Consider the following 25,658-nt stretch of genomic DNA (forward strand, 5'->3'; position numbering starts at 1 on the left):
TAAACTTCCTAGAGTACCGTGGCGATCGCCGCTTGGAGTTGTTCCTGGGCGAGGTCAGTAATAATAAACACCTCCTGTACCGATTTCCCCTTGCGGGCAATGACCTTAAAGCCCCCTTGTAATGGCACAGACACCCGCAGCTTCAATCGGGGAATATTGCCCCTCGTTCGACTGAGGGCTCCTGGAGTAATCGTGCGAATGCCCTCACAGTTGACCAATTTTTCGAGCACTGGGATCAACCCCTCAATGTGGGTCGAATGATTCCAAACGAGTCTTCCCTTTTCACCTGGTGCCATCTATGCCGCCTCGAGGGGAGCCATGGTTAACCCTTCCCGTCGCAATTGTTGGTGATAAAGTTCCGCTGGTTCCTGGGGGCCTACCCAGACAATGGCCTGACCATCGAAATGCACTTGATTGGTTAAATTCCAAGCTTGATCCGCTGTCATGTTCGGGATGTAGGTCATTAAACAATGGGCAACATGCTCAAAGGTGTTGAAATCATCGTTGAGGACAATCACCTTAAAATTTGGATAAGGCTTACGGACTGTTTGGCGATCGCTTTCTTTGAGAATACCGGGAGCAGGGGCCATGGTAACCGAATCAATTCTTGGGATAGACGAAGAACGGTGAACTACTCCGCCGCAAGCGGACGGAGCTTCCTGTTTCAATGGGATGCGCTTTTTACCCCTAAAGATAGCAAGTCTTATCATCCCTCGCCAGGCAGGAGTCCTAGTTCCTAAGACCCATACTTTTTCTTGCAACACGTCCCTTTAGCTTGGTTTTCACTTTGGGAGTTGGTGGTCAAGATAATTCTATTGTACGCCTCAAGCGGCGGGGAATTGACCCTGAGAGATTAAAACAAATTTGTTAGAAAATTTATAGTGGGAGCATTTGGCTGATTAACCAGAATCACTTCCTCTGGGGGCAAAAGTTGTGCCGATAATGCCCCTCATTCTAGAGAGAACCCCCCTGCTTGACAAGATGGGAACGCCCCAGGAGATCCGTGAACGACATTTTTCAGAAAAAAGTTAAAGCAAAACCTTGCGCTTTCAAAAATTCGGTGCTACATTGTATAACTGTGTTGAAAAGCACAACGGGTCGTTAGCTCAGCGGTAGAGCACTCGGCTTTTAACCGATTGGTCCAGAGTTCGAATCTCTGACGACCCATTTTTAAGGAAGTCCCTCAAGCATAACGTTTGTGGGGCTTTTAAGTTTTTTAGCCTGGTCTTTGTTAGAGGTTTCGGTATGATGGGCTGTGTTTGTTTTTTGGGTCATTTATGGTTTGGCAGCGTCCGGATAATCGTTCCTTCGATCAATTGCGTCCCTTTAATTTTGAGCTAGATTTCACAAAATTTGCCAAGGCTTCTGTTTTAACAAGCTGTGGCGAGACGAAGGTTTTGTGTACGGTTTCTGTAGAAGAAGGGGTACCACCATTTTTACGGGATAGTGGCCAAGGCTGGCTTACCGCAGAATATCGAATGATGCCCGGCGCGACCCCGGAACGGCAACGGCGCGAGTTTATGAAATTGTCGGGCCGCACCCAGGAAATTCAAAGGTTGATCGGCCGCAGTTTGCGGGCGGCCATTGATCTCAAGGCTTTGGGAGAACGGACAATTACCATCGATGCGGACGTGCTCCAAGCGGATGGGGGAACGCGTACCACGGCGATCACCGGGGGTTATGTGGGCTTGGCGATCGCCTGTGAACGTTTAGTCAAAGCAGGCATCCTAGGGAAGTCACCGATTATTGCGCCGGTGGCGGCCATTTCCGTGGGTCTCATCAAAGGAAAAGCTTACCTAGATTTGAATTATCTCGAAGATGTGGCGGCGGATGTGGATTTTAATGTGGTGATGATCGGCGGCCAAGGGCTAAACCTCATTGAAGTGCAGGGTACCGCTGAAGCAGGCAATTATAATCGCGCCCAACTGAATCAAATTCTCGATGTTGCAGAACAGGGAATTCAAACAATTATGACTCTACAAGCGAAGGCCATTCATTAAATAGATTTTTCGGGGCAAGGCGATCGCCTATTTCTGACCCTGCTTCGGACTTTGGATTTGTTGCCGGAGGGTTTGTACCGCCTCTAACCAGGGAGCCTGTTGTTGTTGGCCGTAGAGCGAATGAGCATAGTCCAACAGGGGCATTGCGGCGGCACGTTGATTATTTTTGATTAAAAGTTGGGCGGCGGCAAAGTAGGCATTGGCGTAGGTCGGATCCCGCTCGCTACTGGCCCGAAAAGCTTGCAAGGCTTCTGCAAAATCCCCCTGCTGGGCTAACCAGCGTCCCTGGAGATAATGCACAGCAGCGAGGTTCGGCTGGCTTTTCAATAACTCTTGGATCAAGGGTTGGGCCGCTTCGGGGCGATCGCCGGCGAGGTACAGCTCCGCCAATTGGATGGTGGCGTCGGGAAAATCGGGAGCGAGTTCACGGGCTTTTTGCCATGCTTGGATGGCGGCGTCCCGGTTGCCCTGGTGACGATAAATTAAGCCGAGGTTGTAATGGGCGATCGCCAAATTGGGATCTAAAGATAAAGCCCGCCGCAGATAGGGTTCTGCCTGGGGCCAATTTTGACTATCGATGAGCACGCCCCCCAGATTGCCATAGGCCACTGCAAAATTAGGCTGAAGTTCAATGGTTTCAAGAAAAGCCTGGGCCGCAGCAAGTAAATCACCCCGTTGTCCCAGGGCTAAACCCAGATTGTAATGGGCCTGCCACAGGAGCGGATCGAGGGCGATCGCCGCTTGAAATTGCGCGATCGCCCCGTCTAAATTTCCCTGTTGGATGATCGCTAATCCTTCACTGAGTTTGGCTTTGGCCGCTGGGGTTGTTGGGGTAATGCTCGGCCATGGTTGCGGTGCTGGAGTCTGGGGGATTTCTTGGGCGATCGCCTCTCCCCTAGGCAAACCCAAAAAGATCAGCGCGATAAAAACATTGCGAAGCGTAAACAAATTCAGCACAGATTTACAGATATTTATCCAACTTAAACTTAAACGCAAAATACCTTACGAGACATATCAGTTTTACGCGGTGGGCCGCCAAACGGCGTTAGGCTTACCACTAGGGCGTATCTTGTCCCTCTTACCCAAGAAGATTAGCTTTTCCCATAAGTTCCAGCGTTTTTCAGCGGATCATCTCCAGCTTCCCCGCAAAGATTGCCCCATTGCGCCCACTGCTTCAATCACGAGACGAGAACATTATGACCAGAACGACCGAAAATATCCGTAACATCGCGATCATTGGCCCCTATTCTGCGGGGAAAACAACCCTCCTCGAAAGCCTACTTTTTCTGACCCAAGCCACCACCCGCAAAGGCCGCATCGAAGACAAAAATACCGTTGGGGACAGTAGCCCCGAAGCCCGTGACCATGCCATGAGCGTCGAACTGTCCATCGCTAGCACTACTTACCAAGATATCGAACTAACTTTTCTCGACTGCCCCGGCTCCATTGAATTTCTCCAGGAAACCTACAATGCCCTTGTCGGTGTTGGCACTGCGGTCATTGTTTGTGAGCCAGAAACCGAAAGAATTCTCACCCTGTCGCCCCTGTTTAAATTCCTCGACGATTGGAATATCCCCCATATTGTTTTTATTAACAAAATGGACCGGGCGAAGAATAACTTCCTCGATGTCCTCGCTGCCCTCCAGGAAGCCTCGAACCGTCCGATGGTGCCCCAACAGTACCCCATCCGTAAGGATCAGCAAGCCCTCCTGGGCTACATCGATTTAGTTTCAGAACAGGCCTACCACTACCACCCCGATTGTCCGGCAGACCCGGTGCCTTTCCCGGAAGAACTACACATCGAAGAAAAAATTACCAGGGAAGAAATGCTAGAAACCCTGGCCGACTTTGATGATGAACTGTTAGCCATGCTCCTGGAAGAAGTGGCCCCCTCTTCAGAAGAAATTCTCCAGGATCTCCGCAAGGAACTCAGCGCTGATCAAATTGTGCCAGTGGTGTTTGGGATTGCCAGCGAGGATTATGGTGTCCGACCACTCCTCGATATTTTGGTGCAGGAAGCCCCGGCCCCTGTGGATACGACTGCCCGTCGGGAACTCAAAGCTTCTCCCCAGGAAACCGTTGTGCAGGTCTTAAAGAACTTCTATACACCCCAGGGTGGAAAACTCTCCCTGGTGCGGGTTTGGCAAGGGGAAATCCAGGAAGGTATGCTCCTCAATGGTCTCCGGCCAGCGAGCATCTATCAACTGATGGGACACCAACAAAAGCCGATCCAAAAGGCCATTACCGGGGAAATTGTTGCCTTGGCTCGCCTAGAGGATGTCAAGGTCGGCGAAACCCTTAGTAGTGGCGATAAACCCCTCAAACCGATGCGAACAGCCACGGTGATGCAACCGGTTTATGCTTTGGCGATCGCCCCAGAAAATCGCAAAGATGAAGTCAAGCTGAGTAATGCCCTCAATAAATTGGTCGATGAAGATCCCTCCCTGGCCTGGGAACAACATGGTGATACCCACGAAGTCATCCTCTGGGGTCAAGGGGATATCCATCTCCAGGTGGCCCTCGAACGTCTTCGCCGCAAATATAACCTGCCGATGACCACCCATCTACCACGGGTGCCCTACAAAGAAACAATCCGCCATGGCGGTAGCTCCCATGGTCGTTACAAACACCAAACCGGGGGCCATGGCGCCTTTGGGGATGTGTACCTCGAAATCAAACCCCTCAATCGAGGCACGGGTTTTCAGTTCCACGAAACCATCGTCGGTGGTGTTGTCCCGAGACAATACATTCCTGGGGTGGAAATGGGGGTGCGCGAATACCTAAATCAAGGGCCTTTGGGGTTCCCGGTGGTGGACGTGGATGTGACCCTCACCGATGGTTCCTATCATTCCGTAGACAGTTCTGAGCAGGCCTTTAAACAAGCGGCACGCATTGCCATGACGGAAGGGATGCCCCTGTGTGATCCCCAGTTGCTAGAGCCTATTTTGCTGATCAATATCTACATTCCCAACGACTTCACCTCCAATGCATTGCAGTTAATCAGCAGTAAACGGGGTCAAATTCTCGGCTACGAAAGTTTGACGGACTGGCGCGGTTGGGACCATATCACGGGTTATTTCCCCCTCGCCGAAATGCACAATTTAATCATTGAACTGCGATCGCTCACCTTTGGGGTCGGCTTCTTTGATTGGCAATATGACCACCTCCAGGAAGTACCAGATAAAGTCTCGGAACAGGTTTTGGCAACCCTAAAAGATCATTAAATCTAATTATTGCCAAAAAGTAATGTATCCCTGATGTGAGTGGCATTGGGGATGCTTTTTGGGGGCGATTGCCTCTAGGGATCTCGCTATACTAAAACAAAGTTCCGTAACCCCTGGAGGTGCGCCCCATGTGCATTTGCGTGGACTGTGAATATGTTGACCGCTGCGAAACCTACCATGTCGTTGAAACCCAACACCAACAACCCCACCTGACCGACCAGCCTGATTTTTCGCCCATCGAACCGACGATCAACGTCAATATCCGCTCCGAGGGGGAAATAATCGAAATGGAATGGGATGTGGTGGGTTGCGCGAGTTTTTCCCAAGAAAAAGGAAAATGGGCGCGGCTCCGGCCTGGGGAGGCGATTCCCACTTAGACAATCGCTTAACCTTTCATCAAAGTCTAAAGGTTTTCTCCAGTAAAATATGGGCGTGAACATCGCTGTGAGGAAACATCCGATGAATATAAAAGGTTTTGTTTGGGCCTGCGCCTTAGTGGGAATGATGCTACCTGGGTCAAAGGCGATCGCCCAGGCGAATATGAAAAACGGCTTTCTCAATGTTCAGATGCGGGAAGCCCTCTGTGGACAAAATTGGCCCCGTGCGATTCAAGTCCTCGACACCATGAAGCGCATTAGCCCCAAAGACCAGTCTAGTTTGGAACAATATCGCTCTTTCCTCGTAAATTTCCGTAATAACAATACCCGCATCGCCGCTTGGCCAGCACCTGATTATTGTGCAGGGACAGTGGAGGCGCTTCCTAATCCCAATGTAACCAACCCCAACCCCAGCGCAGGCAGTAACCCCAATATGCGCACTGATACGGTGCCAACTTTTTAAGATTTTCAAAGTTAGAAAAATCGATGGTTAGTTCTTGTGGGCGATCGCCTCAGACTGGGTTTCGGCTCCATGGGCAAAAATAATCGTGCTGTAGAGGTGCCAGGCAGGGTCCCAATAGGTATCTTGGTGAGCTTCCTGGCGGAATAGATTCACCTGGGGTTGAATTTTGCGCAACAGTTCCGGAAAATCACGGACATTATTCGCGAAACTTTTGAAGTCTGACCACTGTTGACCATGGGTAAGGTGCGGCGCAAGGCGGTGTTGCATCTGATTCCAGTTGCGGCGGTTACTGAGCTGTTCGATGGGATTTTGGCTGGCTTCGAGGAAAGATAACCCCTGCTGGAATTGGTAATGCTGGTCATTTAGCCGGAGAATTAGCTGGCGATCGCCCCAATGTAAATCGCAAAATTGAGCATAATCAAGGATTTTTGTTTTGTAATAAGATTTGCCGCGACCGTCTTTTTCGAGAGATTCTTCAAAAATGGGCAACATGCCCGTTACCCATTGGGAAATCTCTGGCCAAGGCACTGTATATTCAACGACCTGCTGGGTTTCATCAAGACCCCGGAACACCAGATGGGGATCGAGTTGCTCAATGGTCTGGACTTGGATCACCGGAATATTTTGCAACTGCGCCAAAGAGAGACAAAAACTGGGAATATTGCCTTGGGTGAGAGCTTTCTTTAAAAAACGCAGTTCCCCCAGGGCACCTGTGCGGAATAGACGCCAGGATTTGAGGGGGAGTTGTAATCCCGCAGAGTAAGCATCGGTGCGCAATACCGTCGCAAAATGTTGGGCGGCCGTTTTCTTTTGCTTGGGGCTAATGGGCTCTAACACCATCAGGCCATAGGCTTCTCCGCCGGGGGCGGCCTTCTCCTGGGCGATCGCCGCCTGGGTGAGGGCTAATTCTCTTGCTTCAAGTCGGGCCAAACCTTGCCGCGCTTGGGTGACTACCTTGGGCACAGAAACGCCTTTGAGTAACCGTCGATAACCTTTTTCGGCCTTCTGCCATTGTTCCGTTGCTTCACACCAGCGGGCCACATACAAACGAAACCAGGGATTTTTTGGGTCTACCTTTTGCCATTGCAACAGCAGTTGGCGCATCCGGCCATAGTCCTTTGCAGCAAGGGCGACCTGAATTTGTTTGAGGATCGGAACAGATTGAGCCATAGCAACACAAAGAAAAAGGCGATCGCCTCTGACATTCCCTTCATTTTAGCCACTCCCCTCCACAAAAAAAGGGGCACAATTGCCCCATTTCCAAAAATGAACTTTGCAATAAAAATTGCCAAATGATTTTAGGCCATCCGGGAGTAGTATTCCACCACGAGTAGCTCATTAATCTGCAGAGCAACCCATTCCCGTTCGATGATGCCGTTAACCTTGCCGGTCAAAGTGGGCTTATCAAATTCCAAGTGGCTAGGAATATTCGCTAAACCAGGAAATTCCATGTTCGCTTCGACTAATTTCCGAGAGCGATCGCGGTCACGCACAGTGATCACATCTCCAGGACGACATTGGTAGCTCGGAATATCCACAACCCGGCCATTGACCAAGATGTGACCATGGTTTACCAACTGGCGTGCCCCAGGAATAGTACCAGCCATCCCCAGACGGAAGACGGTATTATCCAAGCGCATTTCTAACAACTGCAGAATCGTCTGTCCGGTAGAACCAGTCGTCCGACGCGCTTTACGCACATAACGAATCAGTTGCTTCTCAGACACACCATAATTGAAGCGTAGCTTTTGCTTCTCTTCTAAACGAATTGCATATTCAGAACGCTTGCGGCGACCCTGGCCATGCTGTCCCGGGGGATATTCCCGACGGGCGCTTTTACGGGTTAAACCCGGTAATTCTCCGAGTCTACGGGTGATGCGTAGACGTGCTCCACGATAACGAGCCATAAGGTTTTCTTTCTCCTTACAAGTAAAAAATGGATGTAGAAATAAAGACCCCAAACCGCTTACTACGGCTCTTTTTGAGATTTTTACCCACGGGAGGGAGGTCGAAACTGGACGTCCCACGGGCTGTAAACATTCCAAAACTTGACTGTCTTTTCAATAGAGACAATCGAGAATTTTAGAAAATTCCACAATTTAACAAGCATATCATGCTCTCACTTGAAACAGTGACTAAATTACTTTTCTGGGGCAATAAGCAGAGGTGAATGCTTGTCGAAACCTAAAAACTATGATTTACTTGTAAGAGTGCCCAAACGGGGGTGTGGCGGAATGGTAGACGCTGCGGACTTAAAATCCGTTGACAGTAAAATGTCGTGAGAGTTCAAGTCTCTCTACCCCCATCAAAAGTCAGATTTGTATTTTCAGATTAATATTTGTATCGCAACCCTTTGCTTCATAAAGATCAATTGGGTAACGCAAATCCGGGAAGTTGTAAAGAACTTTGAAAGCGAGAGATTCTAGAATCGCTCAACACTGCCGAGAAATACGGGTTCTACCCGAATGGCTTTGATGCTAGAAGGACGAATAACCATAAATTCTCCCTGCATATTCTTAATCGGCACATTGATAAAGTCGTCGGCCTCCGCTTTTGGGATCAGAATACTGCTGTACCATTTTTGAAATTCTTTGATGTCGCTAAAGCGAACTTCCTCGCGGTGACCACCTTCGATCAGGAAAAAAATAGCGTATTCGTCTGCTTGTCTGGGCATAGGGTCTTGTACTCAGCAGGGGTCAAATTCAGGAAAACCAAAGGGTAATTGATTCTTGACCTAGTGTATCTCAGGTTGTGGGATCTGCCATAGTGCTGTGTGTCTCATTGGCAGTACATGTTGATGTCTTCACCGGTTTCAGCGAGGAAGGTGAGGGCCCGGAAGCGGAGTGCGACCAGTTCGTTATAGAGGGGATTGAGTTTGCACAGGGGCGGAATACTAAACAAAACGCGACCTAACAGGCTCACATCGCGGGCAAAGGGACATTGGGCAGGAATCAAGCGACAGACGAGATGGGCGGCTTCAGGAGTTGTAAATTCGATGGCATTTAGCCAAAATCGTAGGGATTGAAATAAGTCGAAGCGTCGGTTACGAAAGAAGCCAGAATAACGGAGATGATGACGATTACTAGGGGAAGAGTTCATTGAGATGATCCCTTGGTAAAAAATTGTAGATGTGCGGCTGATGATAGGGGAATTTATGGAGAGAGTCACTGTTGGAGCGACTTTGGGATGACTACAAAAATAGCGGTGGCTTGTACAGAGAGCTAACTCTATTTTAGTATCGACAAATTGGCTTGGAAGAAACGTGATTAAATTGACAATTTTCCGGCAAATCGAGATTTTTCCCGGGATTCACCGATGTTTTCTGAAATTTGAGCGAGCTTTGAGGTCCGTGGTTGATGTTTTCGCCTGAGGCGATCGCCATTGTGTTGCCTGCCTTCTGGATTTCCCTCAAGGTGGCCGGATTCGCCACGATTTTATCGGCGTTTTTGGGGGGCGGTTTGGCCTATGGAGTGGTGCGTTATCAGTTCTGGGGGAAGTTTTGGCTAGAGGCGATCGCCACTCTACCGTTAGTGATGCCGCCTACTGTCGTTGGGTTTTATCTCTTACAACTTTTGAGTCAACAGGGCTTGCTGGGATTTTGGTTAGATCAATGGCTGCAAATTCGCCTCATTTTTTCCTGGCAAGGGGCGACCATCGCGGCGACGGTCATGGCCTTCCCCCTCATGTTTAAAAGCACTAAAGTGGCTCTACAAAGCGTCAATCCCATTTATTTAGAGGCGGCAGCGACCCTGGGGCAATCGGAATGGCAAATTTTTTGGCGTGTGTGGCTGCCATTAGCCAACCGGGGCGTTTTAGTGGGAATTTTGCTGAGTTTTACCCGGGCCCTCGGTGAATTTGGCGCGACTCTGATGGTGGCTGGCAATATCCCTGGGCTAACCCAAACGATGCCCATGGCCATTTATGAAGCTGTGCAAACGGGAAATCAGACCCTTGCGGCCATATTTGTGGCGATTTTGACGGGGATTTCTTTCCTCAGTTTACTGATGACCCAATACCTAGAATCTCGTACCGCAACTAAACCGCAGTTTTTCCGATAATAATCCTTGGGTGGAAGAGAAAAAATTCCACAATTTTTCTGGTCAAAGTGACTTAAAGATGCTAGATTTGTGTGAGTGTCTAAATCACTTGCGGGTGTAGTTTAGTGGTAAAACCTCAGCCTTCCAAGCTGATGATAGGGGTTCGATTCCCCTCACCCGCTTAATTTACAAAAACCGAAGTTTCCAGTTGTCCTAGAAAGAATTCTGGATGAGGTCGCTTGTACTGGCCCAGGCTGATTTTTGAAATTAGATGGGGCCAAATGTAACTTACTTGCCGCTATAGGAAGCCAGGGGTTCCTTGATAAAGCGAATGTAGAGGTTCCGAAAGGTGGATTTGAGGATGCGCGGCAGGGCAAAATCAATGGGCATCAAGGCTTCGGGGAGCTTCCAACTGGCGATCGCCAATTGTTTCGGCGTCGCTAGGGGAAAATGAATTTCGGCAAGATCACTACAGAGTCCCAGTTCCATGGATTTCGCCACCGTCGGCACTAATTCTGGTTCGACGCCCAAAATATCTACCATTGCCCGGTCTAGGGCAAAAACGTCAGCAGAGGCACCCAATACGCCCAATTGCTTCGGTTCGCCACCACTGGGGCCATTGCCTTCGTGGCCAATAATCCCATCGAGGATCGTTAAATCCGGGGCGATCGCCTGGGCTGTTTCGATGAGCATCGTCGCAAACTGTTCGGGGTTTTTACCCGCTTCCATGTGCCACCAAGCCTTCATTTTCCCAGGGACGCAGCCAAACAAATTCTTCACCCCCAAAGTCAAGGTCAGTTGCACGTGGGATTTTACCTTGGGCAGATTAATCACCACATCCGCCTCCATCGCTTCCTTCGAGAGGCGCAAATTTTGATAGTTGTCCCCTTCCGTACGGTACCGTTTGCCGTGGAACTCCACCAGGGGAATCCCCAATTCTTCTAACAAGGGTAAATAGCCATTGTTTTTCGCGACCCCCTGGGCTGACCCAAAGGCCGGACTATCGCCAATAAAGGGTTTGCCACCTGCCTCTAGAACCATCTGAGCGACGCAGTAAACGATTTCCTTACGGGTAATACATTCTTTGGTCGGTCGCGCCCCGGTGAGCATATTCGGTTTCAGCAAAACGCGATCGCCAGGTTTCACAAAAGCTGCCATGCCCCCCAAGGGTTCCAGTAACGCCTCTAGGGATTGGCGCAGTTCAGGCAATTCGTAGGCTTGGGCCGCAAGTAAGCTAACGGTAGACATGGCAAATGAACGGAAATAATGGGCGAAAAAAAAGCACTTCCCATAGAGTAGCGTAGGAAATGCCCTGGGGTTGTGATCATCTCAGCGACAATGGCGGAATGACCGAAAATTTTGCCAATTATTTACCGAGGGTCAACTCATCTTTATTGCCCAAAATGCCCTGGGGCCGCCACACCATCAACACCATCAAAATTAGACCAATCACCATCACCCGCAAAGCTCCCAGGCGGGCATCGTCCACCAAGTTCAACTGGGGCAACACAAACCGCGTCAGGGAGTCATAGGCAAAGAAAATGAGCGCACCGATTAAAGTGCCGGGATTCGTGCCAGCGCCGCCCAAAACCACAATTGTCCAGGCGTTGAAGGTGACTAACGGATCGAAATTAGCTGGATAAACGTTGGTTAATTGCCATGCATAAAAAGAACCCGCCCCACCGGCGATCGCCCCACCGAGCATAAAGGCCTGTAATTTATACCAAAAGACATTCTTACCGAGAGCACGGGGAATTTCTTCATCTTCGCGAATCGCCTTAAGCACCCGGCCCCAGGGGGATTGCACCAAATATTCCAAACCTGCATACACCAAGGTCAAGGCAATCACCGACAGCAGCATCAGCCCTGCTTTGTAGTTGTAATTTTGGAGGGCAATGCAGCCATTGATAAACAAACTGGTGATAATCCCGCCCCCAAGGATGCCCCAAACGACGACTCCTAGACCAGATTTTTCCTGTTTTTTGAGTTTTTTCCAGCGCCAGCGCAACCCCCGCCACAGTTGCCACACCGCAAAAATTGCAATGATTGTCAACCAAAAAATTAAAGCAATCTTACCCACCTGATTAGGCCGAAAGCCTCCCAGGGGCAACGGATAACCCTGCACCCCAAAGGCCCCCCTTGTTAACCACTCTTCGTTGAGGGCCACCAACCGCACCAATTCAGACACCCCAATGGTCACAATTGCCAAATAATCTTCCCGCAGCCGCAGGGTTGAGAGGCCAATGAGCAGCCCTAGTAAGGCCGCGCACCCCGCGCCAATCGCCAGGGAGAGCAGTAAGGGCACGCCTTGGCTGGAGAGTAAAACTGTGGCGTAGGCTCCGACGGTCATAAAGGCCACATGACCAAAGTTAATCAGGCCCGTAAAGCCCCATTGCAAATTTAGGCCCAGACAAAAAATACCGTAGGTTGCCGCTGAGATGGTGAGATAGACGAGATAGCCGACCATAGTTATTTGTGATTTTTATAGGGATGGAGATGAAAAAGGTTGTTAAAAAAATGTGGAGGAAACCCTCAAACTGCCCCATCATATAGCATCCATTCCCCCCGGTTTGTAAACTGGGCACCGGGTTGATCAATGGCGATCGCCCCCCAATGATCAGCGCTGGGGGCAAACAGCGATAATGACCAAGGCTGTTGCTCTGACGTCAAGAGTTGTGGCGTCGGCGTTAAGCGGACTTCGACGCGGTCTAGGCCCCCTTGGAGACCGCAGCCGATTCCCTTTAGATAAGCTTCCTTTGCTGTCCAGAGTTGCAAAAAGGCTGATTGTCGCGCTGTTTCTGGCAGCTGTTGCAGGAAATTAGATTCTGTCGCTGTGAAAAATCGTTTTGCTAGCCCTAGAATGTCACTTTTTCGTCTTTTTGCTTCTAAATCCGCCCCTAAATGGGCTTGGGGGAAGTCTAAGCTAATGGCGCAGAGGGCTAATTTGTGTGTGTGGGATAAATTAAACGCAATGTCCGGTAACAGCGGTTTGCCGTGGTCACCATAATCAAAGGCGATCGCCCTTGGATCTCGCTGGAGATAAAACCCAAGGATTTGCCGTAAACCGGCCCGCGCCAAAATAAAACGCCGTTGCAAGTCTAGAAATTTAAACCCCTTGGCCCGCTGCTGTTCAGCATCGCTCAATAGCGACCACAGCTTTGTTGACAGTCCCAGTTGCTCCAGGGAAATTAGCCAATATTCCACCGACACTGCCATGGATCGATCTGTTAAAGACTCAGTTTAGAGAGGGCTTTATCAAAGCTATCCCGTACCGAGGCCGCAGAGCGATGCAATTGTGCCAATTCTTCATCCGTCAAGGGGATGTCAACAATCGCTTCCACACCACGACAGCCCAACTGACAGGGCACGCCCAAAAATAAATCCGTCAAACCATACTGACCTTGCAGATACACCGAGGCGGGCAACAGGCGGGATTGATCCTGAATGAGGGACTCAATCATGTGACAAACAGATGACGCAGGGGCATAGAAAGCACTGCCTGTTTTGAGGAGGGACACAATTTCTGCACCACCATTGCGCGTGCGTTCGATCAATCCTTGAATTTTAGCGGCATCCATCAGCTCAGTAATCGGGATGCCACTGACCGTACAGTAATGGGGCAGCGGCACCATCAAATCTCCATGGCCACCAAGGACGAGGGTTGAAACATCTCCGGTACTAACCCCCAGTTCCATCGCAATAAAGGTGCGCAGACGGGAAGAATCTAAAACGCCCCCCATGCCCAGCACATGGTTCACTGGTAAACCCGTCGCCTTCCAAGTCAGGTAGGTCATCACATCCATCGGGTTCGTCACCACGATAAAAATGGCTTGGGGGCTACGCTCCATGGCTTCTCTCGCAGCATGGACGACGATCTTGGCATTGTAATGGAGCAGATCTTCTCGACTCATGCCGGGTTTGCGGGCCAGCCCAGCGGTAATCACCACGATGTCAGAACCCGTCGTATCCGCATAATCATTGGTGCCGAGAATTGTTTTGTGGTGGCCTTCTAAACCCTGGGCCTCGTATAAATCAAGGGCAATGCCTTGGGGAAGACCTTCAACAATATCGAGCAAGACCACATCGGCGAGGTTTTTTTCGATAACCCGTTGGGCCAGGGTACTACCAACTTTCCCGGCACCGATCACCGTCACTTGGGGTGCTTTACAGGAAATGGAAGGGACGGCGATCGCACACATGGGATTATTCCAAATTTAGACAGCTTCGAGTTGATCGAGACGGAGCCAAACACTGGGGGTTGGGGTATAAAAACGCACAAAGGCGTATTCATCGTCGAGATCGAGGATTTCGCCTTGGCTCCCGAAAAAGTAGGCGGGTAAACGAGAGTCACTCGCTTTTGCTTCGAGGCTGTTGGTGAATTGTTCTTTAATCACCCGCACAAGGCTTCCTTTCTTTAGTTTAGCCGCCATAATTTTTACGTCTCTCCTAATTGTGATGAATTTTATTTTAGGGGTTAATGGGGTTGAACTTCCCCGGAGAAATTGTTGATCTTTTCAAACTCAAACGCCCCCGCCAGGGAACCCCAGAGGATCTTATCGGTGACCGGATCACGACCGCGATCAATACTGATCAACGCGTTATCGGTGATTTCAAAGCTATTGTCGAGGTAGCTTTCTTTGTTATAACGCACAACCCGGCAGCCTTTCCCAGCTTGGACAGTGCCCTTAAAGCTCGTCCCACTCCAGGTAACAATCATGTCGCAACCGGGCATCGGGTCTAGATCCGCCATATCAAAGTGCTGCATCATGGCAGGGTTGCGGGCGGCGCCCATGTATTTGGTTTTGGCATCGTCTTTGGGTTTGTAATGTACCAGTTCCATGTGATCATCGACGGGTTTGATGTGGAAGAGGCGCAAACGGTAGGGGGCAGAGGTATCGGAGCTATAAGCCTGTTCGAGGTAGAGACCATAGCCATCAAAGAATTGATTGGGCAGGGGACGCATACAAACTTTGATGTGGGCCCAGAGAGGGGGATTAGCGAGGGCTTGGGATTCGTTAGAAAATTCCCCTGCCATCCAGCGGGCAAGGGTATGGGCATCGGTAGAGTGGGACATAGGAAATTGCGTTGATAAATGGGTTGGTAAAGAATTTTCTAAAAAAATTGGGGTCAGCTTGGGGGCTGATTGTCTAAGCTTAGGAAAAAGGGGGACGGCTAGGCAACATCTGTAGTCTTGACTTTCCCCAGCAGAAATTGATGGATTAGGTGGGGCGATCGCCCCTTGGGTGGTGCGGCATCCTCCCTTTCCTTTTCGCTGACCATCCTAGACAATGGGACATCCCAAGGTTTGATTTTTGCAATTGTTATATCGTGAACAAGTCCCAGCGGACACCCGTACACCATTAAGATTTAGGAAGTGAATGGTCAAAGCAATTGAACAGGTTCGTCGAGATTTAGCCACCATTAGTGAGCGGGTGGTGGGGGTACGGGAAGCCCTGACCAGCGCCTATGGCGATTACCTCAATTGCCTCGGAGATAGCCTCAAACGTCAATTGGTTCTCGCCAGTTACCAACTCTGCACTCAGATTTATCCCCAAAAATTTTTGCAACTCTCCCATAGTCAACGGCAAGCCCTGCAACAGGAACTGCGCCAACTGGGAATCGATCTCCAGACCCGCCTACACACCCTCCTCACGGATCCAGAGGAGCAGCCGAGCGAAGCGGAATCGGAAGTGATGGCCGAATTTTTCGTTGATGCTGGGGACATGGAAAATACCGAGGATCTCGATCAAGAATTGTTTGAAGTGTTTGAAAGCCTCGATCAGGCGATCGCCACCGATGATCAACTAGAAGAAAAAACAGATCAAGCGGATCAACTGCCCCCCCAACTCGCAGACAAGGAAAAGCGGCGAGAATTGTCCCAGTTGGCAGAGCGCATCGCCGACAGTTTAGCCGAAATGATGCAAGGGTCTCCGGTAGAAGTCTCCACCGACGAAAATAGCCCAGACTATTGGCTGGAATGGTGCAAAACCATTGAAAAACGTATCCGGCGTACCCTCAACCAAACGTCCCAAGCAGTCAATCACCAGCTCCAAGACGCTAAAATTCTCCCGGAAAATATTCCAACCACTGTCCTCGATATGGCGATCCAAGCCGACAATCAACAGCATGGCGGTCAGATGCCGAGCCATCTGGTAAACGTCGTCATCGAAGCTGAACTGGGTAAGAAAAAGAAAAAGCGGAAGCACCGTACCCACCTAACGGCTGTGCACCTCAAAGTTTCAGAAGTTGAGTTTACGGAACCAGGGGTTTCAGCCCAGCGCCGTCGGCTCCGGGAACAGGTGGATAAGCTTCGTAATTTGCAAAAGTATTACCAAAAGGCGAAACAGGATTTGGCGATCGCCGAAGCAGAGGCCGCCTGGCGTGCTAGTTGGTACGAAAATCCCTAAGGGGTAAATTTCCAGGTTAATTCCTGACCAGCCCAGAGGGGCACCAAACTCGATTCCGGAAAAGGCAACTCAGCGGGAATCTGCCAGGGGGTTTTCGTTAAAGTAATTTTTTCTGTATTACGGGGCAGTTGGTAGAAATCTGGCCCATAGAAACTGGCAAAACCCTCGAGCAGATCCAAGGCTTCCGCTTCTTCAAACACTGTGGCGTATAACTCCAGGGCATGGAGCGCCGAATAACACCCCGCACAACCGCAGTCACTTTCTTTGCGATCGCGGCCATGGGGCGCACTATCGGTGCCGAGGAAAAATTTGGGATTACCAGAGGTCGCCGCTGCTAGCAGGGCTTCCCGGTGGGTCTCGCGTTTCAAAATCGGTAAACAGTAGAAATGGGGGCGAATGCCGCCCTGGAAAATACTGTTGCGATTGAACAACAAATGCTGGGGGGTAATCGTCGCCGCCACTTTTTCATCGCTAGAGAGGACAAATTCCACTGCATCTTTGGTGGTGATGTGCTCTAAAACGATCCGTAGCTGCGGAAAGCGTTCCTTAAGGGGACAGAGGTAGGTTTCGATAAAAACTTTTTCCCGGTCAAACACATCCACTCGATGATCCGTTACCTCCCCATGGAGCAGCAGGGGCAGATCAACCGCTTGCATCGCCTCAAACACCGCATCACAGTTGCGGATATCCGTCACGCCAAAGTCTGAATTGGTCGTTGCCCCAGCGGGATAATATTTCACTGCTTTGACAAACCCTGATGCTTTCGCGGCCTGAATTTCGGCGGGACTGGTATTGTCCGTCAGGTAAAGAGTCATCAACGGTTCAAAGGTTTGCCCTGCAGGAATGGCCGCCAAAATGCGATCGCGGTAGGCGGCGGCATCGGCAACGCTACGCACCGGGGGCTTGAGATTAGGCATAACGATAGCCCGGGCGAATTGGCGCACTGTATCGGGTAAAACAGCTTTGAGGGCTGCACCATCCCGGAGGTGCAAGTGCCAGTCATCGGGGCGGGTAAGGGTGAGTGTTTCCATTATTTCAAGATAAATTGGTCAAATGAGGGGAAAAAGCGGAGATTTCACGACAAAAACTAGATTTTAGGCTTCAGGGCAGCAGGTAAACAACGGCGAAGCAGTTCTGGGGTGATGAAACCCTGGGGATAGAAAATCGTGCCCAGCAGCAACAGCAAACCGAAGAAAATTAACCGGGCATCCCCTAGACCTCGCAATACTTCCGGGAGCGCCGTAAGGACAATGCCCCCCAAGATTGGCCCCAAAAAGGTACGGCTACCCCCGACCAACACAAAGGCAAGGTAGGTAATGCTGGCATCAAAGGTTCCTTGGCGGGCATTCCAGGTGTTGAGAAAATGAGCGGCGATCGCCCCGACAATCCCCGCTAAAATGGCCCCCAACACAAAGGCTAAAACTTTATACTGGGTCGGGTTAATGCCCATGGCACTGGCGGCGAGTTCATCCTCACGAATGGCGTTAAAGGCGCGGCCCACCTTGGTATTTTCCAGACGCCACACCAAAACGCCCACAATGATTAGCAACGGCCCCACCAACCACAGATAACCCAGGGGACTGGGAAAGGGTTGGGGAATGCCAAAAATTCCCACGGCCCCTCCGGTGATGGGCAAATTTAACGACAATACCCGGACAATTTCGACGAGGGCAATGGTGGCGATCGCCAAATAAATTCCCCGTAACCGCAGCACGGGCACCCCAATGATCAGGGCAACAATCCCAGAGGCGAATCCCGCCAGGGCCATTTCCCCCAGGAGCCAAGGCAGTGGAAAGGTTGTCCCCGTAAAGGCGATCGCCTGGGTCGAGAGGATCGCCGCAATGTAACCCCCCAGGGCATAGAAACCCGGTGTCGCCAGAGAAAGCTGCCCCGCCATCAATGGCAAGTAAACCGAGATCCCCAACAGCGCCCCCAGGAGAGTCGAGACGATCAAATAGCCGTAGGTACTCAAAAATGTCGCCATCTCACACCTTTTGAATCGTTTTTTGGCCCAATAGACCCTGGGGCCGGAGCAGCAACATCCCAAACAGTAACGCAAAGGCGATCGCCTCTCGATACCCCGAAAAATCCGCTGGAATAAACGCTTCTGCCATGCCGATAATTAAACCGCCCAGCACCGCCCCCGGAATATTCCCTAGGCCCCCCAGGACGATTACCCCCAATCCCTTCAGGCCATAGCTAATGCCGAAATAAGGCCCCGCAATACTCACACTAGACCCCACCAACGTTCCGGCTAGTCCCGCCAAGGCCCCGCTAATAAAAAACGTCACCCGCACCACCTGTTCCGTATTAATTCCTAACAGGCTGGCGGTCGTACTATCCTCTGCCACCGCTTGGATCGCTTTCCCAAATTTCGTCTGGGTCATGCCGTAGGTCAGCAAAGTCACAACCAGTGCAGACACCACCAAGATAATTAGTTGTACCGTCCGGATCAAAATAGGTTGCTCTGGGGAACCGAAGTTAATTGACTCCGGTAAACCACCATAAATATCCGCCGGAAACGTATAGATTTCTGCACCCACCAACAGCTGAATCCCATTGACAATAACCACTGCGGCCCCCAAGCTGGACACCAGACTCAGGAGGGGATCGGCGCCCCGTTGGCGCAAGGGGCGAAAAGCGAGCCATTCCAATAACACCGACACACAGCCCGCGAGGCCACACCCGATTAATAAGGCTAAACCGAAGGGCAGGGCAAAGGGTAATTTCACCTGGGCTAAAAACCCATTGAACCCAAATTGTCCCCCGACAAAAAGATAGGTAAAGTAAGCACCTAGGGTAAAAATCGCCCCATGGGCAAAATTAATAATGCCAAGAATCGAAAAAACGAGGGTATAACCCAGGGCAAAAATCGCGTAGACACTACCAATGGAAAGACCATTGAGAAGTTGCTGGAGGAACAGGGTAAGATCCATGTTGTCAGGCGAGGAACGGCACGGTGGTTTCTAAATAGTAATACCACCAATGGGAAAGTCCTGCCCCATTCTCCACGCCATCACCCTGAGTAACCCCTAGCAAGTAACGGCGATCGCCAAAAGCACCCGTATCGAAGCATGATTTGGATTCCGATCATCATTGGCTGTGGCACAGCAGGCATTATTTGCTTCACCTGGCAACAGCGCCAAAAGCAACAAGTCCGGCAAATGCTTTACTCCTACGGTGAACATCCCAGCGATGAGCTTCTTTTTGCGCCCCTGTCCTCTCTCCGCCGGGAGCTAAAAAGCCTCTACGAAGAAAAACAAAAACTCCAGACAGAATTAGACCAATGGTATCGGGTCATCGAAAATGCCCCCTTTGGTTATCTGCGGGTTGATATGGATAATCAACTGATTTTGTGTAACCCAAAAGCGCGACAGTTGCTGTGCTTAAATCGTTGGCAACCGGGACAAATTCGTCTCCTATTGGAATTGGTGCGTTCCTACGAGCTAGACCAACTCATCGAGGCCACCCGCAGCACCCGTACCGCCCAAAGTCAAGAATGGGAATTTTTTCCGAGCCATGATGCCCAAACCCGTGCCGATGGCCCTAACCAACCGGTTCACCTGCGGGGCAGCACCATCCCTTTAAGTCGTGGTGATGTGGCGGTCTTTTTGGAGAACCAAGAGCCGATTCATCTGCTGAAGCGTTCCCAAGAAAAATTATTATCCGATCTCACCCACGAGCTCCGGACGCCCCTCACGGCGATGCGGCTCCTCGCCGAAACCCTAGAACAGCGGCTAACGGGTTTGGAATTGAAATGGGCTGGTCAAATTCTGAAAGAAATTAATCGTTTGTTTTACCTTGTCCAGGACTGGCTAGAATTGAGTCGATTAGAATCCCATCCCCACCAGGTACTGAGCTACCAAACTTTTGATCTGGTGCAGCTGATCAACAACGCTTGGGAAACCCTGGCCCCCCTCGCCCAACAAAAACAGGTCACGCGACAATACCAGGGGCCAGACACATTAAAAATGACCGCCGATGGCGATCGCCTCACCCAAGTTTTTCTTAATCTCTTTGACAACAGCATTAAATACAATCCCGTTGGGGAAGCCATTTTTGTTACTCTCTCCCCCCCCAAAGCCGATTCAGACTTCGTGACCGTAGAAGTCATTGATCAAGGCGTTGGCTTCGATCCAGAAGACCTGCCCTTTGTGTTCGAGCGCTTGTACCGAGGCGACCAAGCGAGAACAAGACCAGGAGATAATGCCGATTTGCGCCAGGGGAGTGGGCTGGGCCTTGCAATCGTGCAGCAAATTATTACGGCCCACGGCGGAAAAATTACTGCCTGCAATCACCCAAAATACCGAGGGGCCTGGCTAACCTTCACCCTACCGCTGCAACTGCCTAATGAGGATCTTGATATTTGATTTTCTCCCACAGGATCGTGAATAGATAAACAACGATCAAGAAATAAATTTGTACTGGCATATGATCTTCCCCCACATATCTGAACTAAATGGTGTCTCTCTGTGCTGGACAGAGACAATCAACTACAGCTAAAAGTTGCATTCCGAAGCACTAACTTTTCCGGTGGTCACTCTTTATGCCACAGGTAAAATTGCTTTTTTGTTCCCCATAATCCGAAATTACAACTGGAAATCACGTTGGGTCCCCAGGTTTGCCCCGAAGGGATCAACCCGAGACTTTTATGCGCTTTTCTTTACAGCTTTAATATTCCCATTCTTCGCTTTCTACACACATACTTAAGGAAAACAAATGCCAAAATTAGGCCGTGTTTTCTCGAATAAGATAAGATCTAAAATAGATCAACCCACTTAAGGGGAAATCCCAAAAGCATTGACTCAATGGCGTTTCACTGGGGCTTAAGGGGTTATTGCTCTGTGTAGAAAACTAAGGTTTTAAAAAATTTAATTATCTCTATCCGGTTTCATCCTAACATCTAACCCCCCCCTCAATTCAAGGGGGAATTTCCGGGGCAAGGTTTTTTGAGGGGCGAAAGAAACTGATCTATGTCCACAATGATGACTATTACTTCTAGGATAAATCATTGTTCATTTGTACTTAATCATGAGGGCAAATAAGCGGATCTTGGCGCGATAATCCCTAGGCAACACTCCGTAAATTTCTGTGGCACCTCCTGATTTTTGGAATATTTTCTGTATCATTAAATACAAACATTGCAGTGATTAGAATGACTAATCATTTATTTTCTGTTTTCCAACGCTCACCTCGGAGAAGATTCTGATGCAACGCACCCCTTCCCTTGATTTATCTAGTATTCGCTACTGCCTTAACACAAGGGAACACCCCTTTGACACGGCTTTTGCGCCAGCCCAAGCAAATAGTGATTGGGTCAAGTTAGCCCAAACCCCTGAGGCGATCGCCGAAGAAGAATATGCGCTTTTGTTATGTCCCCATGGGGAACAGTCCTGGGTCGCTTGGCTGCCATCCCAAGGGGAAGTTGTGCTCCACCAAGATCAACTGTGTCGCTTGGTTTAGGGGCGGACTGAGCGGCGGTTTTTCGAGGCCATGGTGATGACTCAAAATTAAATCGGTTGTCTTTTGCTTTTCCCTGTACAATTGCAGCCAACAAGGGCGATCGCCCCTAGGCAATGTTCAGGTAGTAGCAGAATTTATGAGCAGTTCGGAAAAGGTTTCGGTCGGGATTGTCGGCGCGTCGGGCTATGGTGGGATGCAACTCGTTCGTCTGCTGAGTGATCATCCCCAAGTGGAGCTGACCTATCTGGGTGGGAATAGCAGCGCCGGAAAACCCTACGCAGAACTTTATCCCCACGTTGGCCACCGCATCAAAATGATCGTCGAGCCCATTGATCTCGATGTGATTGCCAGTCGCTGCCAGGTGGTTTTTCTCGGTCTACCCAATGGTTTGGCCTGTAACCTTGCACCCCAACTGCTCGAACGGGGTTGTAAAGTCCTTGACCTTTCGGCTGACTATCGCTTCAAGGATCTCGACACCTATCAAGCTTGGTATAAGACAGAACGCACCGACCAAGATACGAATGCGATCGCCGTTTATGGTCTGCCAGAACTCTACCGGGACGACATTCGCCGCGCCCAACTGGTGGGCTGCCCTGGCTGTTATGTGACCGCCAGCCTCTTAGCCTTGGCCCCCCTCTTCAAACAGGGTTTGATTCAGCCAGAAACTGCGATTATTGACGCCAAATCTGGAACCTCTGGCGGGGGCCGCCAAGGAAAAATTAATTTACTCTTAGCTGAAGCCGATGCTTCCCTAGGGGCCTATGGTGTCGCTTCCCATCGCCATACCCCAGAAATTGAACAAATTTGTAGTAAACTCGCCAGCCAAGATATTCGCGTTCAATTTACTCCCCACCTGATCCCGATGCCCAGGGGCATTCTGGCGACGGTCTATGCGACTCTCCGGGATCCTGGTTTGGTGCGCGATGATTTATTGACAATTTATAGTGCTTTTTACCGGGCGGCTCCCTGTGTTGAGGTTTTACCCAACGGTGTCTATCCCCAGACGAAGTGGGCCTGTGGCACAAATCTCTGCTATTTAGGCGTTGAGGTAGACCACCGCACGGGCCGCGTGATTGTGATGTCCGCCATTGATAACCTCCTCAAGGGGCAGTCGGGCCAAGCCGTCCAATGTATGAATATCATGCTGGGCTGGGAAGAAACGGCGGGCTTACCTCAGTTGGCGTTTTATCCTTAAATCTTCTTTTGTAAAACGGCAAAAATCGGACAAGGTTCCTGGGACTGCAATGAACTCTGGTGGGGTTTGAAGGTGCTCCAGGAAAAGGGAGCTTGTTTAGCCGCAGAAAGCCACAGGAGACGTTTGGCGCGGGTCATGGCCACGTAGAGGAGTCGGTATTCCTCTTCGATTTTAAGCTGTTGGGCTTCTTGCCAAAGGGTCGAAATGGTAGCTGGTGCCGTTGGCGATCGCCCCTGGTCTTGGCCATGGACAAAATGGCGAATTTGGGCCCGGGCGACTTCTGCAAGGTTATAATCACCGAGAAATTGCGCCCCGCTGGGTACCCAACTCGTGCCGGGAATTTCGGAGTTGTGCAAAAAGGGAATAAACACATAGTCCCAATCTAATCCCTTTGCCTTGTGCATGGTGATCACCGTAATTTGCTGCGGGCGAGTGTAGCGGGCGTCTGTGTCGAGTTCAATGCCTTCAAAACCATCCCGGAGAAGCATCTCTAAGACGTCGAGGGTCTGGCGGAGATTTTTTTGACCCTGGGTTTGTTGGGCGATGCGTTCGGCGAGTTTTTGCACCGTGGCGAGTTCGACATCGCTATAGTCTAGGGCTATCGCCAAAAAAGGTAGTAGCTGGTAATGGGGCAGTTGCCAGCGGGCCTGGAGCAATTGAACACAGAGGGTTTGGGCCGCCTGGGCTGGGTCAGAGGAGAGGGCTGGATCGAGGGGGCCTGGGTAGAGAAATTGTTCTGGATAGGTGGCTAGACGAGCCAGATCTTGAGTAGGGATTTTTTGGCGATCGCCTAAAACATCCAGGGCCCCCTTGAGGCAGTCAGGGGAGTGGGGCCGTTCCAGAAACCGCAGAATTTGATAAAGCTCCAGCACTAGATGATTGGCATCATTACCACTGCGGGCGTCATAAAGGCGAATCGTGGTTGGCTGAAATCGCTCCCTTAATTGCTCAATGACAAATTTGGCCTGGCGTTGTTTGCGCACGAGAATTGCTGCACTGTGGTCTGGGTTCGCGGTTAATAAAGTTTCGAGGCGATCGCCAAGTTGTTGCACCGTCGCGTAAATATCCTTTGGGTAATGGAGTTCTACCCCCGCGCCAACAGGATCAGGATTAGCATTCCTTTGGGGGTCATGGTTGGGCACCGGAAAAATTTCCTGCCAGCGAAACGCAAACCGATCCGGCGGCGAAAGGGTATGGCTGGCCCAGTGGAGCATTTGATTTGCTGCGGTAATAATCGGCAGACTAGAACGACCTGCATAGTGAATTTCGGCACAGTTCACGGCCTGACAAAAGCGATTGAAATAGAACGGATCAGCGGGGGTAAAGGTGGAGTTGATCGCCTGATTTGGATCGCCCACCCGCACGAGGTTACATTCCCCAGACTGGGGGACCGTGGCCAGGAGGCGGATCAGTTGCTCTTGGAGGGGACTAGAATCCTGGGCCTCATCTTCAAAAATCCCGTAAATTTGTCCCTGCCAATATTGCTGTAACTCCGGTTGTTGCAGAACGCGAATGGCTCCCAACACCAAATCGTCGTAATCGAGGACATTGTTTTGCTGAAGCAGTTGTTGGTAATTCTGATAAATGCCAGCGGCGATCGCCAAGGATTGGTAGGGATCCTCCAGGGTTTCTCCCAGTTGGGCCACGGCCTGGGGCGAGAGATTAGAACTTTTGCTTTCGTGGATCACCGTATGGGCGAGGTGGGGCAAAATTTCTGTGCTGAGGGCAAAGCGGCGGCGCAGTTGTTCCGTTTTTTCTTGATCAGAGCGTGCCCCCTGGCAAAGGCGTTCATATCGTTCTCCATGGGTTTGAATCCACTGCTCAACAGCAGTGCGAAGAATGGGGTGATTAGCAGGAATATCCTGGAGAGAAAGACTATCTAGATCAACGCCCGAAACCTCCGGGTGCCGACTGGCAATTTGCAACGCTAAACCATGGATCGTCTGTACCGAAAAACCCACAACAGGCAATTGGGCGGCCTTGAGGTGGGTTAGAATTTTTTGCTTAATGCCCTCGGCAGCGGCTCGCGTAAAGGTCACAATGACTAACTGTTGGCCATGGTACAAAGACTGCCGAGCAAGGGTGAGGACGGCGGCAACAGCCAGAGCATGGGATTTTCCGGAACCAGGAACGGCGGCGATCGCCATTTGTCCAGACTGCCATTGAGCCAAAGCCTCTTGACCAGGGCGGAGGCCAGCGGCCAATTGCGTTAAAAATTGCTGTTGATGCACACTAAGGTGGTTCATAGGTCTCACTGACTGCCTGGGCGTTTTGTCGCAGAACGAACAAAATATCAGGATTTTAAATTAGCTTTCGTTATCAATGGTGATTTTTTACATTAGTAAAGGCATTAAATAAGAAATCATAATGTCGTGTTAACCAGAGGTTTTCCTCGCGGTGCCTAAAGGTGTTCACAGTAAGCGCTGGCGGAATTTTAGGGGATAACGGCGGGAGAGTTTTCCTGCTAATTTTGCCCAGAATTATCGATCAAT

Annotated in this window: 26 protein-coding genes and 3 tRNA genes; 12 read left to right on the top strand and 17 right to left on the bottom strand. The window is 50.4% G+C overall.

Annotated features, from left to right (window positions below):
• Positions 1-8 precede the first annotated feature (8 nt).
• Together AWQ21_RS10580 and clpS are read right to left on the bottom strand one after the other, a co-directional pair.
• The gene (locus AWQ21_RS10580) at positions 9-296 is read right to left on the bottom strand and encodes a DUF2103 domain-containing protein (RefSeq protein ID WP_065714512.1); all 288 of its coding nucleotides are present in this window, start codon (positions 294-296) and stop codon (positions 9-11) included.
• Positions 297-590: an ATP-dependent Clp protease adapter ClpS gene (gene clpS / locus AWQ21_RS10585; RefSeq protein WP_012307683.1), complete on the bottom strand. Its 294-nt coding sequence runs from the start codon at positions 588-590 to the stop codon at positions 297-299. It abuts the gene before it with no gap.
• Positions 591-1,095: 505 nt separating this feature from the next.
• On the opposite strand from clpS, the gene AWQ21_RS10590 reads away from it, so the two are divergent.
• Positions 1,096-1,167, top strand: a tRNA-Lys gene (locus tag AWQ21_RS10590).
• 110 nt (positions 1,168-1,277) lie between these two features.
• Positions 1,278-2,000: a ribonuclease PH gene (rph, locus tag AWQ21_RS10595; protein ID WP_065714513.1), complete on the top strand. Its 723-nt coding sequence runs from the start codon at positions 1,278-1,280 to the stop codon at positions 1,998-2,000.
• Positions 2,001-2,027: 27 nt separating this feature from the next.
• Here the strand turns inward: rph and AWQ21_RS10600 are convergent, their stop codons facing one another.
• Complete coding sequence (locus AWQ21_RS10600; protein ID WP_232314956.1) at positions 2,028-2,957, bottom strand: tetratricopeptide repeat protein; 930 nt, start codon at positions 2,955-2,957, stop codon at positions 2,028-2,030.
• A 239-nt stretch (positions 2,958-3,196) separates the two neighbouring features.
• Between AWQ21_RS10600 and AWQ21_RS10605 the strand changes: the two genes are divergently transcribed.
• The 3 genes from AWQ21_RS10605 (at position 3,197) to AWQ21_RS10615 (ending at position 6,064) form a co-directional block, all read left to right on the top strand.
• Positions 3,197-5,224, top strand: a complete 2,028-nt coding sequence (locus AWQ21_RS10605; protein ID WP_065714515.1) for an elongation factor G — start codon at positions 3,197-3,199, stop codon at positions 5,222-5,224.
• Positions 5,225-5,352: 128 nt separating this feature from the next.
• Positions 5,353-5,601 (top strand): Ycf34 family protein, encoded by a 249-nt coding sequence (locus tag AWQ21_RS10610; RefSeq protein ID WP_065714516.1) that lies wholly within the window; start codon positions 5,353-5,355, stop codon positions 5,599-5,601.
• Between the two features lie 82 nt (positions 5,602-5,683).
• Positions 5,684-6,064, top strand: coding sequence for a hypothetical protein (locus AWQ21_RS10615; protein ID WP_065714517.1), 381 nt, complete (start codon positions 5,684-5,686; stop codon positions 6,062-6,064).
• 27 nt (positions 6,065-6,091) lie between these two features.
• Here the strand turns inward: AWQ21_RS10615 and AWQ21_RS10620 are convergent, their stop codons facing one another.
• Both AWQ21_RS10620 and rpsD read right to left on the bottom strand, forming a co-directional pair.
• Positions 6,092-7,234 carry a hypothetical protein gene (locus AWQ21_RS10620; protein ID WP_065714518.1) on the bottom strand — a complete coding sequence of 381 codons (1,143 nt, stop codon included), beginning with the start codon at positions 7,232-7,234 and terminating at the stop codon, positions 6,092-6,094.
• 128 nt (positions 7,235-7,362) lie between these two features.
• Entirely contained in the window at positions 7,363-7,971 is a 609-nt protein-coding gene (gene rpsD, locus AWQ21_RS10625; RefSeq protein WP_030006662.1) for a 30S ribosomal protein S4, read from the bottom strand.
• A gap of 313 nt (positions 7,972-8,284) precedes the next feature.
• Between rpsD and AWQ21_RS10630 the strand changes: the two genes are divergently transcribed.
• Positions 8,285-8,369 (top strand) — tRNA-Leu (locus AWQ21_RS10630).
• 117 nt (positions 8,370-8,486) lie between these two features.
• On the opposite strand, the gene AWQ21_RS10635 is transcribed toward AWQ21_RS10630, so the two are convergent.
• Both AWQ21_RS10635 and AWQ21_RS10640 read right to left on the bottom strand, forming a co-directional pair.
• Positions 8,487-8,738: a hypothetical protein gene (locus AWQ21_RS10635; protein WP_065714519.1), complete on the bottom strand. Its 252-nt coding sequence runs from the start codon at positions 8,736-8,738 to the stop codon at positions 8,487-8,489.
• A gap of 104 nt (positions 8,739-8,842) precedes the next feature.
• On the bottom strand, positions 8,843-9,163 hold the full coding sequence (locus tag AWQ21_RS10640) for a Mo-dependent nitrogenase C-terminal domain-containing protein (RefSeq protein WP_065714520.1): 321 nt from the start codon (positions 9,161-9,163) through the stop codon (positions 8,843-8,845).
• A gap of 257 nt (positions 9,164-9,420) precedes the next feature.
• Here AWQ21_RS10640 and modB point away from each other — a divergent pair, with 257 nt between their 5' ends.
• A complete protein-coding gene (modB, locus tag AWQ21_RS10645) occupies positions 9,421-10,122 on the top strand; it encodes a molybdate ABC transporter permease subunit (RefSeq protein WP_065714521.1) in 702 nt (233 codons plus the stop codon).
• Between the two features lie 90 nt (positions 10,123-10,212).
• Positions 10,213-10,283: transfer RNA gene (locus tag AWQ21_RS10650), tRNA-Gly, on the top strand.
• 106 nt (positions 10,284-10,389) lie between these two features.
• Here the strand turns inward: AWQ21_RS10650 and AWQ21_RS10655 are convergent.
• The 6 genes from AWQ21_RS10655 to AWQ21_RS10680 form a co-directional block, all read right to left on the bottom strand.
• Positions 10,390-11,349 carry a DUF362 domain-containing protein gene (locus AWQ21_RS10655; RefSeq protein WP_065714522.1) on the bottom strand — a complete coding sequence of 320 codons (960 nt, stop codon included), beginning with the start codon at positions 11,347-11,349 and terminating at the stop codon, positions 10,390-10,392.
• A gap of 118 nt (positions 11,350-11,467) precedes the next feature.
• Positions 11,468-12,568, bottom strand: a complete 1,101-nt coding sequence (locus tag AWQ21_RS10660; protein ID WP_065714523.1) for a branched-chain amino acid ABC transporter permease — start codon at positions 12,566-12,568, stop codon at positions 11,468-11,470.
• 65 nt (positions 12,569-12,633) lie between these two features.
• Positions 12,634-13,317 carry a 4'-phosphopantetheinyl transferase superfamily protein gene (locus AWQ21_RS10665; protein ID WP_065714524.1) on the bottom strand — a complete coding sequence of 228 codons (684 nt, stop codon included), beginning with the start codon at positions 13,315-13,317 and terminating at the stop codon, positions 12,634-12,636.
• Positions 13,318-13,328: 11 nt separating this feature from the next.
• A complete protein-coding gene (mdh, locus tag AWQ21_RS10670; RefSeq protein WP_065714525.1) occupies positions 13,329-14,300 on the bottom strand; it encodes a malate dehydrogenase in 972 nt (323 codons plus the stop codon).
• Positions 14,301-14,315: 15 nt separating this feature from the next.
• Positions 14,316-14,531 carry an NAD(P)H-quinone oxidoreductase subunit O gene (locus tag AWQ21_RS10675; RefSeq protein ID WP_012307699.1) on the bottom strand — a complete coding sequence of 72 codons (216 nt, stop codon included), beginning with the start codon at positions 14,529-14,531 and terminating at the stop codon, positions 14,316-14,318.
• Between the two features lie 44 nt (positions 14,532-14,575).
• Positions 14,576-15,175, bottom strand: coding sequence for a chromophore lyase CpcT/CpeT (locus AWQ21_RS10680; RefSeq protein WP_065714526.1), 600 nt, complete (start codon positions 15,173-15,175; stop codon positions 14,576-14,578).
• Positions 15,176-15,479: 304 nt separating this feature from the next.
• Here AWQ21_RS10680 and AWQ21_RS10685 point away from each other — a divergent pair, with 304 nt between their 5' ends.
• Positions 15,480-16,508, top strand: coding sequence for a hypothetical protein (locus AWQ21_RS10685; protein WP_065714527.1), 1,029 nt, complete (start codon positions 15,480-15,482; stop codon positions 16,506-16,508).
• Here the strand turns inward: AWQ21_RS10685 and pyrC are convergent.
• The 3 genes from pyrC to AWQ21_RS10700 are packed head-to-tail and all read right to left on the bottom strand — an operon-like array spanning position 16,505 to position 19,444.
• The gene (gene pyrC / locus AWQ21_RS10690; RefSeq protein ID WP_065714528.1) at positions 16,505-17,539 is read right to left on the bottom strand and encodes a dihydroorotase; all 1,035 of its coding nucleotides are present in this window, start codon (positions 17,537-17,539) and stop codon (positions 16,505-16,507) included. The genes AWQ21_RS10685 and pyrC overlap by 4 nt on opposite strands.
• 56 nt (positions 17,540-17,595) lie before the next feature.
• Complete coding sequence (locus tag AWQ21_RS10695; protein WP_065714529.1) at positions 17,596-18,492, bottom strand: branched-chain amino acid ABC transporter permease; 897 nt, start codon at positions 18,490-18,492, stop codon at positions 17,596-17,598.
• 1 nt (position 18,493) lies between these two features.
• Positions 18,494-19,444: a branched-chain amino acid ABC transporter permease gene (locus AWQ21_RS10700; RefSeq protein WP_065714530.1), complete on the bottom strand. Its 951-nt coding sequence runs from the start codon at positions 19,442-19,444 to the stop codon at positions 18,494-18,496.
• 138 nt (positions 19,445-19,582) lie between these two features.
• On the opposite strand from AWQ21_RS10700, the gene AWQ21_RS10705 reads away from it, so the two are divergent.
• The 3 genes from AWQ21_RS10705 (at position 19,583) to argC (ending at position 23,166) form a co-directional block, all read left to right on the top strand.
• Entirely contained in the window at positions 19,583-20,878 is a 1,296-nt protein-coding gene (locus AWQ21_RS10705) for a PAS domain-containing sensor histidine kinase (protein WP_065714531.1), read from the top strand.
• Between the two features lie 838 nt (positions 20,879-21,716).
• A complete protein-coding gene (locus AWQ21_RS10710; protein WP_065714532.1) occupies positions 21,717-21,971 on the top strand; it encodes a hypothetical protein in 255 nt (84 codons plus the stop codon).
• Between the two features lie 136 nt (positions 21,972-22,107).
• On the top strand, positions 22,108-23,166 hold the full coding sequence (gene argC, locus AWQ21_RS10715) for an N-acetyl-gamma-glutamyl-phosphate reductase (protein WP_065714533.1): 1,059 nt from the start codon (positions 22,108-22,110) through the stop codon (positions 23,164-23,166).
• Here argC and AWQ21_RS10720 read toward each other — a convergent pair.
• Entirely contained in the window at positions 23,163-25,412 is a 2,250-nt protein-coding gene (locus tag AWQ21_RS10720) for an ATP-dependent helicase (RefSeq protein WP_065714534.1), read from the bottom strand. The two genes, argC and AWQ21_RS10720, sit on opposite strands and share 4 nt — an antisense overlap.
• Between the last annotated feature and the right edge of the window lie 246 nt (positions 25,413-25,658).

Source organism: Picosynechococcus sp. PCC 7003 (assembly GCF_001693255.1).
Classification (GTDB): domain Bacteria; phylum Cyanobacteriota; class Cyanobacteriia; order Cyanobacteriales; family MRBY01; genus MRBY01.